At 57.3% G+C, this 17,363-nt stretch carries 14 protein-coding genes; 7 read left to right on the top strand and 7 right to left on the bottom strand.

Features of this window, described 5'->3' with window-relative positions:
* Positions 1–231: 231 nt before the first annotated feature.
* From ACVWVQ_RS08345 to ACVWVQ_RS08330, 4 genes are read left to right on the top strand one after another with little or no spacing between them, the layout of a single operon-like run.
* A complete protein-coding gene (locus ACVWVQ_RS08345; RefSeq protein WP_457507901.1) occupies positions 232–879 on the top strand; it encodes a Uma2 family endonuclease in 648 nt (215 codons plus the stop codon).
* Positions 880–926: 47 nt separating this feature from the next.
* Positions 927–1,499, top strand: coding sequence for a Uma2 family endonuclease (locus ACVWVQ_RS08340; RefSeq protein WP_457392691.1), 573 nt, complete (start codon positions 927–929; stop codon positions 1,497–1,499).
* A gap of 37 nt (positions 1,500–1,536) precedes the next feature.
* Entirely contained in the window at positions 1,537–2,109 is a 573-nt protein-coding gene (locus tag ACVWVQ_RS08335; RefSeq protein WP_457507899.1) for a Uma2 family endonuclease, read from the top strand.
* Positions 2,110–2,147: 38 nt separating this feature from the next.
* Positions 2,148–5,510: a Swt1 family HEPN domain-containing protein gene (locus ACVWVQ_RS08330; protein ID WP_457507897.1), complete on the top strand. Its 3,363-nt coding sequence runs from the start codon at positions 2,148–2,150 to the stop codon at positions 5,508–5,510.
* A 719-nt stretch (positions 5,511–6,229) separates the two neighbouring features.
* Here ACVWVQ_RS08330 and ACVWVQ_RS08325 read toward each other — a convergent pair.
* The 5 genes from ACVWVQ_RS08325 to ACVWVQ_RS08305 all read right to left on the bottom strand — a co-directional run bounded on the left by ACVWVQ_RS08325 (position 6,230) and on the right by ACVWVQ_RS08305 (position 11,781).
* Positions 6,230–7,594, bottom strand: a complete 1,365-nt coding sequence (locus ACVWVQ_RS08325) for a cytosine deaminase (protein ID WP_457507927.1) — start codon at positions 7,592–7,594, stop codon at positions 6,230–6,232.
* Positions 7,595–7,669: 75 nt separating this feature from the next.
* Positions 7,670–7,999, bottom strand: coding sequence for a YggT family protein (locus tag ACVWVQ_RS08320; RefSeq protein ID WP_414343744.1), 330 nt, complete (start codon positions 7,997–7,999; stop codon positions 7,670–7,672).
* Between the two features lie 170 nt (positions 8,000–8,169).
* On the bottom strand, positions 8,170–8,538 hold the full coding sequence (locus ACVWVQ_RS08315) for a hypothetical protein (RefSeq protein ID WP_457440653.1): 369 nt from the start codon (positions 8,536–8,538) through the stop codon (positions 8,170–8,172).
* Between the two features lie 48 nt (positions 8,539–8,586).
* A complete protein-coding gene (locus ACVWVQ_RS08310; protein WP_457507895.1) occupies positions 8,587–10,359 on the bottom strand; it encodes an ABC1 kinase family protein in 1,773 nt (590 codons plus the stop codon).
* Positions 10,360–10,494: 135 nt separating this feature from the next.
* A complete protein-coding gene (locus ACVWVQ_RS08305; protein WP_457507893.1) occupies positions 10,495–11,781 on the bottom strand; it encodes a glucose-1-phosphate adenylyltransferase in 1,287 nt (428 codons plus the stop codon).
* A gap of 124 nt (positions 11,782–11,905) precedes the next feature.
* Between ACVWVQ_RS08305 and ACVWVQ_RS08300 the strand changes: the two genes are divergently transcribed.
* The 3 genes from ACVWVQ_RS08300 to sat all read left to right on the top strand — a co-directional run bounded on the left by ACVWVQ_RS08300 (position 11,906) and on the right by sat (position 14,557).
* On the top strand, positions 11,906–12,688 hold the full coding sequence (locus ACVWVQ_RS08300) for a ParA family protein (RefSeq protein ID WP_457507891.1): 783 nt from the start codon (positions 11,906–11,908) through the stop codon (positions 12,686–12,688).
* Positions 12,689–12,828: 140 nt separating this feature from the next.
* Complete coding sequence (locus ACVWVQ_RS08295) at positions 12,829–13,194, top strand: hypothetical protein (protein WP_414355868.1); 366 nt, start codon at positions 12,829–12,831, stop codon at positions 13,192–13,194.
* 166 nt (positions 13,195–13,360) lie between these two features.
* Positions 13,361–14,557, top strand: coding sequence for a sulfate adenylyltransferase (gene sat / locus ACVWVQ_RS08290; RefSeq protein ID WP_457507889.1), 1,197 nt, complete (start codon positions 13,361–13,363; stop codon positions 14,555–14,557).
* 77 nt (positions 14,558–14,634) lie between these two features.
* Here the strand turns inward: sat and ACVWVQ_RS08285 are convergent, their stop codons facing one another.
* Both ACVWVQ_RS08285 and ACVWVQ_RS08280 read right to left on the bottom strand, forming a co-directional pair.
* Positions 14,635–16,593, bottom strand: coding sequence for a primary-amine oxidase (locus ACVWVQ_RS08285; RefSeq protein WP_457507887.1), 1,959 nt, complete (start codon positions 16,591–16,593; stop codon positions 14,635–14,637).
* A gap of 286 nt (positions 16,594–16,879) precedes the next feature.
* Complete coding sequence (locus ACVWVQ_RS08280; RefSeq protein ID WP_414355865.1) at positions 16,880–17,056, bottom strand: hypothetical protein; 177 nt, start codon at positions 17,054–17,056, stop codon at positions 16,880–16,882.
* Between the last annotated feature and the right edge of the window lie 307 nt (positions 17,057–17,363).

Genomic DNA, 17,363 nt, shown 5'->3' with positions numbered 1-17,363 from the left:
CATCGGGGAGCCTACGCAAGAACCCTCCACGAGCAGACACGGAATGCCCTACCGCGTAGTTGCACCAGATTCCGGCAAAAGCCGTTTTGTGCAAGTACTCCCATCATACACCATGTGGGGGTATCTGTATCCCGACACTGACTCTACGAGTACAGTGCGGGGCTTAGCTACCCCCACACCCCCATAAGCTAAAAGACCTCAGAGATTTCTATCCTTACACCCAACCAGACGATGGTCACCCTCCAGCTTCGACAACTCACCATCCCACCCGGCCAGCGCCTGCTGATTCACAATCTGAATTGGTTAGACTTTGAAGCCATCCTAGATGAGCTGGGCGAAAAGCGAGCCAGCCGCATTGCCTACAGCGATGGGATATTGGAAATCAGAATGCCCTCACCCAAGCATGAGCGAGAAAAATCCATCATTGGAGACATTGTCAAAATCTTGCTAGAGGAACTGGAAGTTGACTGCGAATGTTTTGGGTCAGCTACCTTCAAACAGCAAGCAATGAACTACGGGATCGAACCTGATGAATGCTTCTATATCCAAAATCACCAGGCCGTGATTGGCAAAGATCGGCTGGATCTATCTGTTGACCCGCCTCCGGATCTGGCCATCGAAGTGGATGTTACTTCCAAAACCCAGATTGAGGCTTACACCCGCCTAGGAGTGCCCGAACTTTGGGTTTATCAAGGCAACCAGCTAACCATCTACATCCTGCAACCCGGCCAATATCAGGCTTCTGCCACCAGCCCAACCTTTCCTCAGCTACCGATTTTAGAGTGGGTGCCAGAAGTCTTGGCCCAAAGTCGAGATCTGGGTAGAAGTCCAGCCCTTCGTGCCCTTCGCCAAAAAATACGCTCCATCTTAGGGAATTAATACGAGCCATAGGCCACGTACTCTGAGAGTTTTGCCCAAAGAAGATGATGCTTGCCCTCAACCTGCAACCGGCTTTGAATTTAACCGATGAAGTTTTCGAACAGCTTTGCCGGCAAAATCCTGAGCTGCGCCTGGAACGCACCGCCCAAGGAGAACTGATCGCCATGGCTCCTGCAGGCAGCGAAAGCAGCCGTCAAAACTTGAGCCTCAGCGCCCAGCTCTGGCAGTGGAACCGGCAAACCCAGCTTGGTGTAGCCTTTGACTCCTCTGCAGGTTTTGCCCTGCCGAATGGGGCCATCCGCTCTCCCGATGCCGCTTGGATTGCCAAAGAGCGCTGGCAGCAGCTTACCCCAGAGCAGCGCCGTCGCTTTGCTCCTCTTTGCCCTGACTTTGTGCTGGAACTAAAGTCTCCTACTGACGAGCTGGCTATCCTTCAGGCCAAGCTGCAGGAGTACCTGGACAACGGATCCCAACTGGGCTGGTTAATTGACCCAGAAAAGGGCCAAGTTTACGTCTATCGCCCAGGTCAGCCGGTACAGGTTTTGGAGCGACCTGCTAGTTTGTCTGGGGATCCGGTTCTCCCTGGCTTTGTTGTGGATCTCACTTTAATCTGGGAGTAGCGCCCCCGGGCCCTGAGTTGCTCTGCAGGCAAAGCTTATGATTGCCCTCAACCTGCAACCGGCTTTGAATTTAACCGATGAAGTTTTCGAACAGCTTTGCCGGCAAAATCCTGAGCTGCGCCTGGAACGCACTGCCCAAGGAGAACTGATTGCCATGGCCCCTGCAGGCAGCGAAACTGGATTCCGCAATGCCGACCTGCTGGGCCAACTGTGGCAGTGGAATCGAGGCAAGAACTTAGGTTTTGTCTTTGACTCTTCCGCGGGCTTTGCCCTGCCCAATGGGGCCATCCGCTCTCCCAATGCCGCTTGGATTGCCAAAGAGCGCTGGCAGCAGCTTACCCCGGAGCAGCGTCGTCGCTTTGCTCCTCTTTGCCCCGACTTTGTGCTGGAACTGAAGTCCCCCACTGACGAGCTGGCTATCCTTCAGGCCAAGCTGCAGGAGTACCTAGACAACGGATCCCAACTGGGCTGGCTGATCGATCCAGAAAGCCAGCGGGTTTACGTCTACCGCCCAGGTCAGCTGGTGCAAGTTTTGGAGCGGCCTACTAGCTTGTCTGGGGATCCGGTTCTCCCTGGCTTTGTTGTGGATCTCACTTTAATCTGGAAATAATCGACCCACCCCCTAACTTCAATTTCATTCAATCACTTATGGCTATCAGCAACCACGAACGAGTTGGACGCGCCCTCAACCTTCTGCGGCAGGGGCTTTATCCTTTTGTCGTGCGGGAGATGCAAGCCTTCCATGGAGAGAAGTGGCTGACAGTTGTCGCCGACAACCTGCCCGAGAGCTCTCCCAAATTCAAAAGTCCTGAGCAGATCCTGGAGGAAGATGTTTTGGCGCTGCTGACTCTCATGTGGGAGCAGTGGAACACCGTCTTCAGGCAAACTCTGGGACAAGCGGAGCGCACCCTAGTCAGCGAGCTGCGCAATACCCGCAACACCTGGGCCCACACCTGCACTTTTGGTTTTGACGATGCCTATCGCGCCCTCGATAGCGTTGCCCGACTGCTGAGCGCCATTGCTGCCCCCCAAGCTGCCGAAGTTGAAAAACAAAAACAAGAGCTACTGCGACTGCGCTTCGAAGAACAGGCCAAGCGGGAAAGCCGTCGCGCTATGGGATCCCCTACAGAAGGTCAGCCCCAGGCTGGCCTCAAGCCCTGGCGCGAGGTTGCCACTCCCCACCCCGATGTGGCTTCAGGTCGCTTCCAACAAGCCGAATTTGCCGCCGATCTTTGGGAAGTCTACCTGGGCGAAGGTTCGGATGAGTACCGGGATCCCGTCGAGTTCTACCGCCGCACCTACCTTACCGAGGGATTGCAACAACTGCTCACCAATGCCCTGAAGCGCCTCAGCGGCCAAGGGGGGGATCCCGTGATAGAGTTGCAGACCAACTTTGGCGGCGGCAAAACCCACGCCATGCTTGCCCTCTACCACCTCTTTGGAAGAGGGGCTAGGGGTGAGGGCCCCCTACCCGGCACAGAGTCTCTTCTCCAAGCCGTCGGCCTGCAGAGACCACCTCAAAACGTCAGGATAGCCGTCCTGGTGGGGAACAAGCTCCAGCCCAGCGGCATTCCCTCCTACAAGCCTGAGCACGCCCAGCAAAACCGCCCCCTGATCCGCACCCTTTGGGGGGAGTTGGCCTGGCAACTGGGAGGTGCCGAAGGCTATGCGCGGGTGCAGCAGGCCGACGCAACTTCCACCAACCCCGGCGATGCGCTTAAAGTCTTGTTCAACCGCTATGCCCCTTGCCTGATCCTAATCGATGAGTGGGTGGCCTATGCTCGCCAACTCCACGACAGCCCTGACCTAGCCGGCGGCAGTTTCGACACCCAGTTTACCTTTGCCCAAACCCTGAGCGAATCGGCCAAGAACGCAAAAGATACACTGCTGGTGGTGAGCCTTCCTTCTTCGGATATCGAAATTGGCGGGGAGCGGGGCAAAGAAGCTCTGGTTCGCCTGAGAAATGCCATTGGCCGGGTGGAATCCCCTTGGCGGCCCGCGAGCGCTGAAGAAAGCTTTGAAATTGTCCGCCGCCGCCTGTTTCAGCCCCTCACCAATCCCGAGCTATTTGTGCAGCGGGATGCCGTGGTGAAAGCGTTCATGGATCTCTATCGCAGCCAAAGCCAGGAATTTCCCAGCGAGTGCAAAGAAAGTGACTACGAACGCCGCCTCAAGGCTGCTTATCCCATTCACCCAGAGCTGTTTGACCGCCTTTACTCCGACTGGTCTACTCTCGACAAGTTTCAACGCACCCGCGGTGTGCTACGGCTGATGGCCAGGGTCATCCACACCCTCTGGGAGCGAAATGACCGCAGCCTGATGATCCTGCCCGCCCACATCCCCATGGACGATCAACAGGTACAAGCAGAGCTGACCCGCTACCTAGACGACAACTGGCTGCCGGTAATCGACAAAGACGTGGATGGCCCCACTTCCCTGCCCCTGACTCTCGACCGAGATCACCCCAACCTGGGCCGGTATTCCGCCTGTCGCCGGGTTGCCCGCACCATCTACATGGGATCCGCCCCCACCCTGCGGGCCGCCAACCGCGGCATTGAGGAGCGCCGCATCAAGCTGGGCTGCGTGCAACCGGGAGAACACCCCATCACCTTCGGCGATGCCCTGCGGCGGCTATCCGACCAGGCAACTTACCTATACGGAGATGGCAGTCGCTACTGGATTTCCACCCAGCCCAACGTCAACCGCACTGCTCAGGAGCGAGCCGAGCAACTGTTGAGGGACGAGCCCCACACCCTCTGCCAAGAGATCATCCGGCGCCTCAAAGCCGACAGAAATCGCGGTGAGTTCAGCGCCGTTCACGTTGCCCCCGACTCCACTGCCGATATTCCCGACGATCCCACTTTAGGCGTGCGGCTGGTGATCCTGCATCCTCAGTATTCCCATAGCCGGGGTAGCCAGGATAGCCCTGGGCGAGTCTGGGCTGAGCAGGCCCTCCAGCGTCGCGGCAGCGGCCCCCGCTACTACAGGAACATGCTGCTGTTTTTGGCGCCCGACAAAACCCGCCTGGAAAGCCTAGAACGCAATACCGCCCAATACCTAGCTTGGAAAGGGATCCTGGAAGACAAAGATCTCCTCAACCTAGATGCCTTCCAAACCGACCAAGCCGATACCAAGCTGCACCAATCCGAGGCTGCTGTTGAGGCTGCTCTGCGGGAAACCTATCAATGGCTGCTGATCCCAGCCCAGCCTGATCCCCAAGGCAGTCTAGAGTGGAAAGAATGCCGACTGCAGGGGCAAGATTCCCCCATTTTGCAAGCCAGCCGCAAAGCTGTCCACGAGGGGGATCTGGTTACCGCTTACTCTGCCATCACCCTCCGCCTGGATACGCTGGATAGATTCCTCTGGCGCGAGGCTGATCACATCGATCTCAAACGACTGTGGGAATGCCTGGCCCAGTACCTCTACCTACCCCGCTTGAAAGACCCATCCGTTCTTCTAAGAGCTGTAGAAGACGGGGTAGCCTCAACTGCTTGGGAGGATAGCTTTGCCTACGCAGAGGCCTTCGATGAGTCCAAAGGCAAATACCTCGGCTTGCAAGTGGCAGCCATAGTCAAGCCCAGCATCGGTTCCAACAGCCTGCTGGTCAAGCCAGAGGTTGCCCGCCGTCAATTGGAAGCCCTTCAAGTTCCTTCCCCAAAGGCGCCCTGCATCTTCCCAGACAGCACTCCGCCTCTTCCTGGCCCCGGCGAGGAGGATTCCCCAGTTACGAATCAAGGAAATCAAGTTTCCCAGCCGGCGTTGCCGAGGCGATTTTACGGCAGGGTGGAAATGGATCCCCTGCGGGTCAACAGAGATGTTGCAACCCTTGCCGACGAGGTCATCCGGCACCTGACCAATCTGCCAGGAGCCACTGTCAAAATTACCCTGGAAATCGACGCGGAAATACCGGAAGGCTTACCGGAGAGCGTGAGGCGCACGGTAGCGGAAAACTGCCGAACCTTAAAGTTCTGCACCCTGGAGTTCGAGGACAATCCGCATAGTCATTTTTAAGCGGGAATGAAACTTTTTCCTTAGCATTGTGCACTAGCTGATACATTTACGCTGAACACTGCTGTTCGCTTGCGTGGCGTAGCCACACATCACTGTTCAACTATGCAGCGATAGCATTCTGTTTGTTTCCAACCAGAATGGCGGTATCCCGCAAAGCTTTGAGTAGAATACCCAAAGCGCAGTTTCCGTGTCGTCTTACTACCAATTTTCTGCTTTGCTTTGGCTACCATGTTGGCAGACTCGAAAGTAAACAGAAAGATCAACTGGTAGTAATCCGTACTGAACATATTATACATTATTTTCAGTATAGTTGAGCTTATTATTGACTAGAGTCATGCTCTCTCCCTTTGCCTGGAGGTGGTGGTTGTGGCAGCGGCGCGGAACGCTGGGGCGGCACCGTGGAGCATGCCTCTAACCCCCAAAACCCTGAACTTTGCTGAATTTACTGAGCTTTAGGCGGTTTGGCAAAAGTCATTGAGAGGGATATAGTAGACCAAGTTTCCCCCTGATCCTTGAGTCCACCGCAACGGTTGCCGGGAAGTGAAGGGGGAAAGCGCTCGGGGGGTATTCCTCAGGGCTTTGCGGGATACCGCCTTCCTGCTCAGAGATAGGCAGGATGCGATCGCTTCTTTCCTGAACCATGTTCAGGAGAGTTCAGCGTGAATGTATCAGCAATTGGGAAGTGTCTTAATCTAACTTGAAACGACTGTGACCCCGCTCTACTTCTCGGAGCTGAGCGCTGTCCCCACCTTCTCCATCAAGTCGTCCAGTTCGCTGTAGTCCGGCAGAGTCGTGTCGATGGCCTGCCCCTGACGCAACACCACCCGGTCATGTTGGGGTCGCGAGAGCAGCTCATCAAAGCCACGTCCCTTGAACAGCACCAGATCTGCCGGCAAGCCCACCCCAATTTGCCCTCGCTCGGTCAAGCCCATGATGCGGGCAGGGGTGGTGGTGGTGGCTTGGGGCCAATCCCCATAGGGGGTATCCAGGTGCAAAATGCGGGTGGCCTCCCGGAACACCTCCAAGCCATCGTGATCCCCAAAGCCGTAGAAGGGATCCCGGCAATTATCGCTGGCTATCATCACCGGCACGCCCAAAGCCTTCAGCTCATGCAACAGCGTCACTCCCCGCCAGCGGGGGGTATGGCCGGGGTTACGGGCTTGCAAGTACAGGTTACACATGGGCAGGCTGACCACGGCAATTCCCGCCTCTCTGACCAAGGCCATAGTCTTGTGGGCCACCTCCGGCGGTTGCACGGCCAGGCTACAGCAATGGCCACACACCACCTGATGGGGAAAATCGTTGCGCAAGGCCGCCGCTGCTACGTGTCTCAATGTGAGGGATCCCGGATCATCCGTCTCATCCGTATGAAAGTCCAGAGCCAAGCCCCGCTCCTTGGCCAGGGCAAACACCCGATCCAATTGCCGATCCAGTTCCGGCCCCATCGCCGCCACTCCACCCAGGATCCCGCCCACTTCCGCCACCTTGTCCGCCAGCTTTTCTGCTGCAGGGGTGAGAAAGGTATCCAAGCTCAGAAGCGTGACCGCCTGGAGTTCCAGCTTGCCCGCCCACTCTCGGCGCAGCTGGACAAACACCTCCCAGTTGGCCCCCATAACTTGAGGGTTCTCACAGGCCAGATGGGTGCGCACCGCCTGGGATCCATGGGCATAGCTGCAGCGCAAACCAAAGCTGAAGCGACGGTAGAGATCCTCCCGAAACTGCTCCGGATCCCCGTCATAGGCTTGCTTCATCTTCACCCAATCTTCCTGGCCGGCCTGCCTCGCCCCGGCAAAGGTACCATCGGGATTGGGGGTGCGCGGCCACACATGTCCCTTGTCCAGGTGGGTATGGATGTCCACAAAACACGGCCACACTTGGCCCCGCCTTAGATCCACGCTGGGGATCCCCTGGGGCGGGATCCCTGTTGCCGCCTGGATTTGGCGGATCTGCCCCCCTTCGATTTCCAGATCCAGCAACACCAGGTTATCGCGGTTGGGAACAGCTCCTGGCACCGCCTCCTTCAGTACCGACAGGGGAACCTGAGCATTCAGCAGCCAGTAGTGGGCAACGCCGGGGATCTGCATGGCGGGCAACGAAAAAAGCAGCTCTCCATCGTAAAGGGATCCCGGCCTATCCAGATGAATCCAGTGCTACAGCGGCTAGGCAAACTGGCCCACCACCTGCATGGCAAAGCTGAGCAAAATGAAGGCCAACCAGGGGGAAAAGTCCAAGCCGCCAATGGGGGGGATGATGCCGCGGAACAGGTTGAGATAGGGATCGGTGAGTTGGCTGAGCACCGACAGGATGGGGTTAGACCAGTTCAGTTGCGGGAACCAGCTCAGCAAAATCCGCACGATCAGCAGAGCATTGTAAATGACGATGAACTGGTAAAGGGAGCGGAACAGCAACGACCCGGCAGTGCCGTAGACCAACCCCAGAGAGAGGCCGTCCACCCAAGCGAGAGGAGACAACAAGTGACTGAGCATCATGGTTGGGAAAAGTAGGGAAACAACTCGATTAACTCAACATCCATTAAGCTGAAGCACCTTCGCCAGAGGCAGACCTGGCCCAGGATCGCAACTCAGCCGAGAGAGGATGGCAGAACCTAGAGAGGAAAGCCGCTGCCGCCTCTAGTTTGGCATGGACAGGGATCCCCTGCTCAAGGCTTTTCCTCAACAGCCCTGGAAGAGGTTTCCTTGACGAGCAATTGCGTGCGCATGGCCTGAATCGCCTCGTTTAACTCGGCAATCTTGGCCTCTAGAGTGCGGCGGGCTTGAGCAATGCGTTCTGCCTCATTTTCCCACTTCCTCCAGTCGCTGGACATGGCCGACTCACCCGAAGCACTGAGGCGCGGTCGTTCAGGGGCTACCGAGGTGCCGTTGAGACGATCCGGATCCCGGCGTTGGTCTTCGGCGGATCCCTTTCTGAGTCGAGGGGCAAGCACAAACCCAATGACCCCGCCGATGATCCCTCCCAACAGGGCGCCGGTCACTACACCCGCAATGAAGTCACCTTTCTGATCTGCCACGCTTTTGTCCAGCTCAATAACAATAAACTTGAGTCATCTTCTTCCGTTCTACCTTTCCTGTCCCACTCCTGCCAGCAAATCCGACCAAGGTTGAGGTAGCCGCCAGCGGCTGAGATGTTCCAGATGGGCTTGCACCTGCTCCCTCAACTCGGCAAGCGTGTGTTGCAGATCGCCGGTCGAGGGTAGGGATCTCAGCGTTGCCTGCCAGAGGTAAGCTGGGGAAAGTTCAGGGCTGAGCAACTGCCACAAACGCTGCAGCTCCTCAAAGTGAAGGCGATCATCTTCTGTGAGGGAAAGCACCAACTGGCGACGCAGATCGCGGGCCTCTTCCGACATCAGGTAGCGCAAACCCGTTTGGGCGGTGGGTAACCAATCCAATCCCCCATCGCTGCGGGCAATTTGAATCAGGTTCTCCAGGCGGTTCCAGCGGAACTTACCATCCTTGATCAACACTTGCAGCAGCCGTTGGCGAATACGCGGCGATTCGTCCGTCAGCAGGCGCTTGGCCACATAGGGATAGGCCACACCGACGATGCGGAACTGGGGATAGAGGCTGAGGGCTACTCCCTCTTGGGTGACCAAAGAGCGGATCACCAGAGCAAAGTGGGAGGGCACCTGAAAGGGGTAGCGGTACATCAAGTCGGAGAACTGATCTGTGGCCGTTTTGAAGTTAAAGTTGACCACCTCTTGGGTCAGCACGTCTGCCAGCACCTTTTCCAAGGCGGGGATCAGCTCTTGGCGGCCGACATCCGACTGCAAAAAGCCCAGATGAATAAAGTCATCGATCAGGGCGTTGTAGTCGCGATCCACCAGGTGAACCAGAGCATCCACCAAGTACTCCTTCATTTCCTCGGTGAGCTGATCCATCATGCCGAAATCGATGTAGGCCATACGGCCATCGGTGAGGGCAAACAAGTTACCTGGGTGGGGATCCGCGTGGAAAAAGCCGTATTCCAGCAATTGCTTGAGGGCAGCAACCACCCCGATACGCACCAATTGTTTCACCTCCAGGTTGGCTGCTCGAATGCGCTCCACATCCGTCAGCTTGATGCCGTCGATCCACTCCAGGGTCAGAACCCGGCGGGTGCTGTAAGCCCAGAAGATGCGCGGCACGTACACATCCGGATCGTCGCGGAAGTATTCGGCGAAGCGCTCGCAGTTTCGCCCTTCGTGCAGGTAGTCGATCTCTTCAAAAAGCTTGCGGCCAAACTCATCCACCACCGCCGTCAAAGTACTGCCCAGGTTTAAGGGCAGCCAGGGGCCCAGCCATGTCGAGGCCCAGCGAATCAGGTACAGATCCAGGCTCAACTGCTCTCGCAGATGGGGTCGCTGCACCTTCACCGCCACCCATTCGCCGCTGTGCAACTGCGCTTTGTAAACCTGGCCCAGGCTGGCGGCGGCCACCGGCTCTGGAGAGATCTGGGCAAAGATCTCGGCAATCGGACGGCCCAACTCGGATTCGATGCGGGCAAATGCTTGCTCGGAAGGAAATGGCGGCAGTTGATCTTGCAGTTGGGTGAGTTCTTCTAGGTAGTCTTTGCGCACCAGATCGGGGCGGGTGGAGAGGGCCTGACCCACCTTGATGAACGTTGGCCCCAGGTCGGTGAGCAGCTTTCGCAACTGCACTGAGCGCCGTCCCACATTGCGATCAGTGTGGCCCCACAGTTGATCCCAGCGCAAACAGAGGACAAACCACAAGAAAGGCCAGAGAATGGCCAGCGCCCGACCAATCACTTGGGGCAGGCGCCAGCGGTAATAACGGCAGATCAATTGCGGATCGTAAACTTCCAAAGCGGCAACGGATGAAGTTCTACTAAACACACTCCAGCGATCTCACAGTCTTTTGTTTTAAAGCTCTCGGTATCCATCTTAACAGAAAAAGCCTCGCCGTTTCTGCGCAAGGGCCTGTCAGCCCCATCCTGCCCCCTTCTCGGCCAGGGCCGGCCTGTTTCCCCCTCAAATGATGGTGTTGTCCGGGATCACCGAGTCTTTGATGATGGTGACGATGCCATTGCTGATCCAGATCCCTTCCTCTTCCCGCTGCGCTTCGGTGACGTGATCCTTGTTGAGGATGCGGACATTGCGCCCAATGCGGGCATTCTTATCCACGATGGCGTTGACAATGTGAGAGTTGGCCCCGATGCCCACCGGTGGGATCCCTTCCTCCAGCCTGGCCTGTCGCTCTTCTGCCGACTCGTAGTAATCGGCTCCCATTACCAGGGTGTTTTCGATGATGGTGTTGGCCTCCAAGCGGCTGCGAATGCCGATGATGGAGTTGCGAATTTGGGCGTTTTTGATGATGCAACCATCGGCGATCATGGAGTTGACAATCTGGGAGTCGAGGATTTTGTTGGGGGGCAAAAAGCGCGGGCGGGTGTAGATGGGCATTTCGCTGTCGAAGAAGCTGAAGGGCGGGTTGGGCTGCTGCACCAGTGCCAGGTTGGCCCGGTAAAAAGCCTCGATGGTGCCGATGTCTTCCCAGTAACCCTTGAAGAGGTAGGCTTGCAGATGGTACTTGCCGATGGCTGCCGGCAGCACCTCTTTGCCAAAGTCGGTGTGCTCCTTGACTTTGAGCATCTCGATGAGGGCTTCCCGCCTGAACACGTAAATCCCCATAGAGGCAATGTAGGGTTTGGCTTTGGCCTCTTCCGGGCTGAGGCCGAGGGCTTGGGTGTCCACCTGACAGGCTTTCAGCAGATCTCCTGTTGGCTTTTCCTTGAAGTCCACAATGCGACCGTTTTCGCCGAGCTTGAGCAAGCCAAAACCTGAGGCCACTTTTTCTTCACAGGGGAGCACCGCCAGCGTCACATCGGCTCCCACCTGCCGGTGATGGTGGATGAAGGGGCGGTAGTCCATGCGGTAGAGGTGATCCCCAGACAGGATGAGGAAGTCCCGCGGCTTCCAGGAGTCCATCAGCCAGAGGTATTGGCGAACGGCATCGGCGGTGCCTTGGAACCAATCGGGATTGTCAGGGGTTTGTTGGGCCGCCAAAACGTCCACAAAGCCGCCTGTGAAGGGGGACAAGCGGTAGGTGTTGACGATGTGGCGGTTCAGAGAGGCAGAGTTGAACTGGGTGAGGACGTAGATTTTTTCGATGTCGGAGTTGATGCAGTTGCTGACCGGGATGTCGATGAGGCGGTATTTTCCGGCCAGGGGCACAGCAGGTTTAGCGCGGCGCTTGGTCAGGGGATAAAGTCGGGTGCCACGCCCACCTCCCAAGATGATCGCCAGTACATCGCGCATGGTTGTCCTCCACCAGGCTACACCCAATAGCATAGACTGCTGCGGGGCCACCTCAACGACTGTCCTGTCGGATCTGGCCGGGCTGCTCGGAAAGGGGAACAAGTTGGCAAAACGGGGGGAGCTGATGGCGCGCATCCTGGCCTTTACCAACAACAAAGGGGGCACCGGCAAGTCCACCCTCTGCGTCCACGCGGCTCAGTTGACGGCCCAGCGGGGATACCGAGTTTTGCTCATCGATCTCACGTCCCAGGCCACCGCCAGCAGTCTCTACTTGGAAGAGGCCGGATCCTTGCCGGCACCGGAAACGGTTTGGGCCAGCTTACACCCGCAACACCAACGTCCTCTGGAAGAGGTGATCTACTGCACCGACAAGGGGGTAGATGTGGCGCCCTCCCACAGCACCATGGCGGAAGTGGCGGCCCAACTGGCTGCTGCCGGAGAGACGGGTCAGGATCTGTTGCAGCGCCAACTGGATCCCCTGCTGCCGGACTACGACTTCATCTTTCTCGATACGCCGGGAGAACTGAATGCTCTCACCGCCAATGCCCTGCGGGTGGCCCAGCGGGTACTGATCCCGACGCGGCTCAACCGCGCCGATTTCTCCTGCACGGAAGTGACCTTGCGCTACATTGAGGCCCTGAAAGGCCAGCTCAGCCACGCCCGCGCCGTTTTGACGATGCTGGACGACCGCTATCTGCCGGGGGGCATTTGGTCGGGATCCCATACCGGGCAATTGTATGTGCAAGCGCAACAGATTTTTGCGGATGTGCTTTCACCCGTTACTATTCCAGATAGCAGCGATTTGCGCATTGCTTTTGACTACGGCTTGACGGTGATGGACTATCGGCCTGGGTCGGCGGTGTGTCAGCGGCTGCTACAGTTGGTTGAACACGAGGTGCTCTTGTGACCGGATCTGACCGTAGCCTCTTTCCTTCGTCGGGGGAAACTTCCCGCCGCTCTGGCGGAATTCGGCGCAAGGCCAGTGCTAAAACCAGTTCAGAGCCCACCTCCGCAGAGTCTACTCCCACAGGCGAGGAGCCGACAACGATGTCTTCTCAGTCTCCCCCAGAACCAACCCCAGAATTGCCGGAAATTGCAGCCCTCAAAAGCCAACTGGCCGAAGCTCAACAACTCTTGCAGGACTACCAAAACAAAGTCTCTGCCCTGCAAGCTCAATTGCAGCAAGTCACTGCCCATCGGGACGAATTGCAAAAGGCGCTGGCGCAGTTGCAAGCGGTCGCAGACGAGCGGGCTAAAACCATCCAGGAGTTACAGAACCCCAGAGGACAAGCCCCCATTCAGCCCAAACCCCAATCCTCACCTCTGCACGCGCAAAAGAAGATTATGAATCGGCCCATCTTCGACAATGTATCAGCCACCGATGAAAGCATGCCTCCCTATCTGCTGGATTGACTGGGATGGAAGGGATCCCTAAGGGCGTGATTTGGATGGGGTCTCCACCTGTTCTGCTCCCTCCTGTTTTCAGCCCGACCTGTGCTTTTTTCCCTGCTTCCTGGAGATCCGGGATTCGATAGCTGGATATTGGATTTGGACAACCGTCGTTCTCGCTGCCCTTCTCATGAGCCAATCTCCATCGACTCTCCCTGCTGGTGATGCCATTCCGCCCCACGGGGGCACCCTGATCAACTGCATTGCCCCGCCTGAGCAGGCGCAGGAGCTGCGTTCCAAAGCCGAACATTGCCCCATCCTCTATCTCGACGAGCGGGCCCAATCGGATCTGGAGATGATCGCCATTGGGGGCTTCAGCCCGCTAACGGGGTTTATGGGGCGGGAAGACTACCAGGCCGTCCTGGAAACGATGCACCTGGCCAATGGCTTGGCTTGGTCGCTGCCGGTCACCCTGCCGGTCTCCTCAGAAGTGGCAGCGGGTCTGAAAGAGGGGCAAATGATTGCCTTGGCCAGTGCCGAGGGCAAGATCCTGGGCTTACTGGAGCTGACCGAGAAGTTCACCTACGATAAAACATACGAAGCCCGGCAAGTTTATCGCACCACCGATGAGCAGCATCCAGGGGTAAAGGTGCTCTACGAGCAGGGATCCGTCTATTTGGCCGGCCCCGTCACCCTCCTGCAGCGGGATCCCCACCCTCTTTTTCCGGCCTACCAGATTGACCCGGCCCAATCGCGGCACCTGTTTCGGGAAAGAGGCTGGAAAACCATTGTGGGCTTTCAAACCCGCAACCCCATCCACCGCGCCCACGAGTACATCCAAAAATGTGCCTTGGAAATTGTGGACGGGCTGTTTCTGCACCCGCTGGTGGGGGCTACCAAAAGCGACGACATTCCCGCCGATGTGCGCATGCGCTGCTACGAGGTGTTGATCGAAAAGTACTACCCCAAGGAGCGGGTGATCTTGGCCATCAATCCTGCGTCGATGCGCTACGCCGGCCCCCGCGAGGCCATTTTCCATGCCCTCATTCGCAAAAACTACGGCTGTACCCATTTCATTGTGGGACGGGATCACGCCGGGGTGGGGAACTACTACGGCACCTACGATGCCCAACACATTTTTGATGAGTTCCAGCCGGGGGAGCTGGGCATCATTCCCTTGAAGTTTGAACATGCTTTCTATTGCACCGTCACCGGCACCATGGCCACGGCCAAGACCAGCCCCAGCCAACCCCACCAGCGCATTCACCTATCGGGTACTAAGGTGCGGGAAATGCTGCAACGCGGTGAAGTGCCCCCGCCGGAGTTCTCTCGACCGGAAGTGGCCCGCCTGCTGGCCGAAGCCATGCGAGAACAGGGATCCCCCTGAGTGGCAATCAAAAAGGGCCTGAGACAGACCAGACCCTCTGTATTGAAAGTTGAAGTTAACAAGATTCAAGCCGAATATCAGGCCGGCTCCGCCAGATTGATCGTCGGGTTGCGGTCGAAGAAGCCCCAAGGTATCAGCTTAAAGCCCGTTCTGTGTACAGGCATCACCGGCCAATCCTCTGGGCGCGGCACATGGGAAACGCCCAAGGAATACCAAACCACCAGATCCTCCCCTTCTAGAGGTTGGTCGTCGCTCACCCACTTCGGCAATCCTTCTCCAGGCCCGCTTTGGTTGGGATAAGGGCCAGCAGCATACAGTTCGCCGGGCTGGTAGTGGGTAGCCCAGAAGTGGTGGGTGGCAAATCCGGCCCGCTCCCGCACGTTGGATCCCTCGACCGGCAGGAACATGGCATTGGGGCCGGGCATGAGGGCGTAGCCGGTAGGAGCGCCGAGGGCGTTGGTCTTGCTGCTGGAGACGATGACCCACTTACGGCTGCTGGCCATGTTCAAGTCCCGTACGGCCTCTTTTTCGCTGAGCAAATGCTTCTCCTCCATGATGAAGGCGTTGCCTGCCGGGTTGTCGGGGCTTTGGGGCAGGGGCTTGAGGTTCATCTCCATAACGGCATTGTCGGTGCCATCCACATCCATATCCAGCCGGAAGCTGAAGTAGTGCTGGTGGTTGGTACCGCCCACATTGGGTGCCATCAGGGGGGCAAAGGGATCCGCGTCAGCAGTCGTCACAGCATCTGTACCCTTGGCCAAGACGATTCCGGTCAGATCTGCCTGCACTTCAAAGGTGCCATCCTGGTGAAACACCCAGCTAATGCCGTAGTCGTAATTGCCGATGGCGGCGGTCATGGTCATGACCAACTCACGGCTGCGGCGCACATCGTTGCGCTTTGTGTTGTACTCGTAGTGCTTCCAGAGCATGCCGTTATCCCGCTCGTAGAGGCCAATCACCCCCGGCATCACGTAGGGCTCCCCATCGTTGTCGGCAAAGACGGCATCCAGCAACAGGCCGTTCTCCGGTACCTCCTTGCCCAGCTCCATGGTGTTGGCGAGCAAGCCAAAGTTGTATTCCCCCACATCAAAGGCGTTGCGGAAATACCAGGTTTCATCGGGATCCCCGTAGGGCACCACCATCTCCGAGAGGCTCACCCGGTAGAACACAGGCCGTTCTTCTTCTCCCTCTTGGTAGCGAGCAGTGTAGAGCACCAATCCCTCGCGCGGGTGCATCAGGTAGCGGAACTTCCAGCCTTGCCAGGTGATCTCGTTACCCTTGATGTCGTAGCTGGCGCCCTCGGGGTGGGTAATTTTTAGAGGTTTGGGGGCGGGGCGAACGCTGCCCAGAGAAGCGAGGTCGTAGTCAAAGCTCTCTTTGGAGAAGGCCACAAGGGTGTCATCGTCGATCAGCTTTGAGACTTTTCCCGTGTTCAGGTTCACAGTGGCCAAAACCCCTTCAATGGGGGCACCGTAGTAGTTCCAGTTGTCGCCTTTGTAGTAGGAAATGCCGCGACAGAAGCGATTTCCGGAGGCTTTTTCCTCTTCGCTCAAGTTGCCCGGCGCCCAACAATCCACAGCCACGCGGTCGAAATCGGTGATCCCCCGCTTGCGCATTGCCTCTTGCCAGCCGGGATCCGCCTTCACCACTTCTGCGGCCAACCCAAACTCGCTGCTCACCATCGCCGGTTGCACACCGGTCACTTCCGTCCAGCTAACCAGCTTGTTTTCCATCAGGTCGACAATGGCTTCGTGGGTGCGGTTGGCCTTCGGTTCGTAAACGATGGCAAAAGCTTCTCGGCGAAAGGGATCCCCCGGCTGAAAGCTGAGCACCTCGGCTTTGTCGGGCTCCCGCAGATCGATCAGCACAAAGGTGGCATCCTCGGCCAAGTTCTCGGCCTTGCGGATAACGCTGGCCGTCATTTTAATTTCCTCGGCAGTCAGGGGATCCAGCGGGTGAGAGGCCTTGGGGGATCCCGGCGAACTGGCGATGGTCAGAGCTACAATACCGACGCCAAATACAACTGTGATAACCAATATCTTTAGCCAACGTGGCCACTGCCGCCCAATGTTCAACATGGATAAACCCCCTTTTGGGTATGCGGATGGGGTGAGGATTGCCGGCCAAGCCCACCCCTCTAAAGTGGCCTCATTCAAGCATATGGACGGGGTTACAAGTGCATCCAACGCTACCAAGTCCGCTGCCGGCCTCTGCCTTATCCCATAAAAAACCCCACGCCAAAGGCATGGGGAGAATGCATGACGGGAATCCGGCTCTCCTACACCCTGAGGTCAAAAAGCCCTGAATAGGTGGCAACAGCCCTCATCCCGCTTCAAACCGGAGTTGTTCGGGATCCACATAATAGCAGCGGGCATTGTCAGCACAGATCAACGCCCAGCCATTTTGGTCAGCCTCGACCAAAGTATACTCAGACTGGGGGATGAAGTGGCCTTGGTGGTTTCGGGTATCGCTCTTAACCCAAACAATCTGACGGTTCATCTTAAAGTTCCTCCCATTTGCGGTCAAAGGGGTCAAAAGAGTAAGGTTCGAAAATAGGACTCGATCTCAGCGGCTATGGAAGCAGCGGCAATACAGCCCGCACCGCAATACAATGAAGTGCAGCGTAAAAAGTACAGCCACCACCGGGCCAAGCATCTCGCACCAACCCAGAGCCCAATCTCATCAATTGAGTCCGGCGAAGGGAAGGCGATGAGAGCTAGCCCCTATGGATAAATGGATTTCATCTTGCGATTGGGTACAATGAAGTCTAGCACCTGAAGTCTAGCACCGACCCCATGAGGACATC

It is taken from the genome of Thermostichus sp. MS-CIW-36 (genome assembly GCF_054059035.1).
Note: the sequence above shows the minus strand (reverse complement) of the source record. Positions and strands in the feature narration are given on the sequence as shown.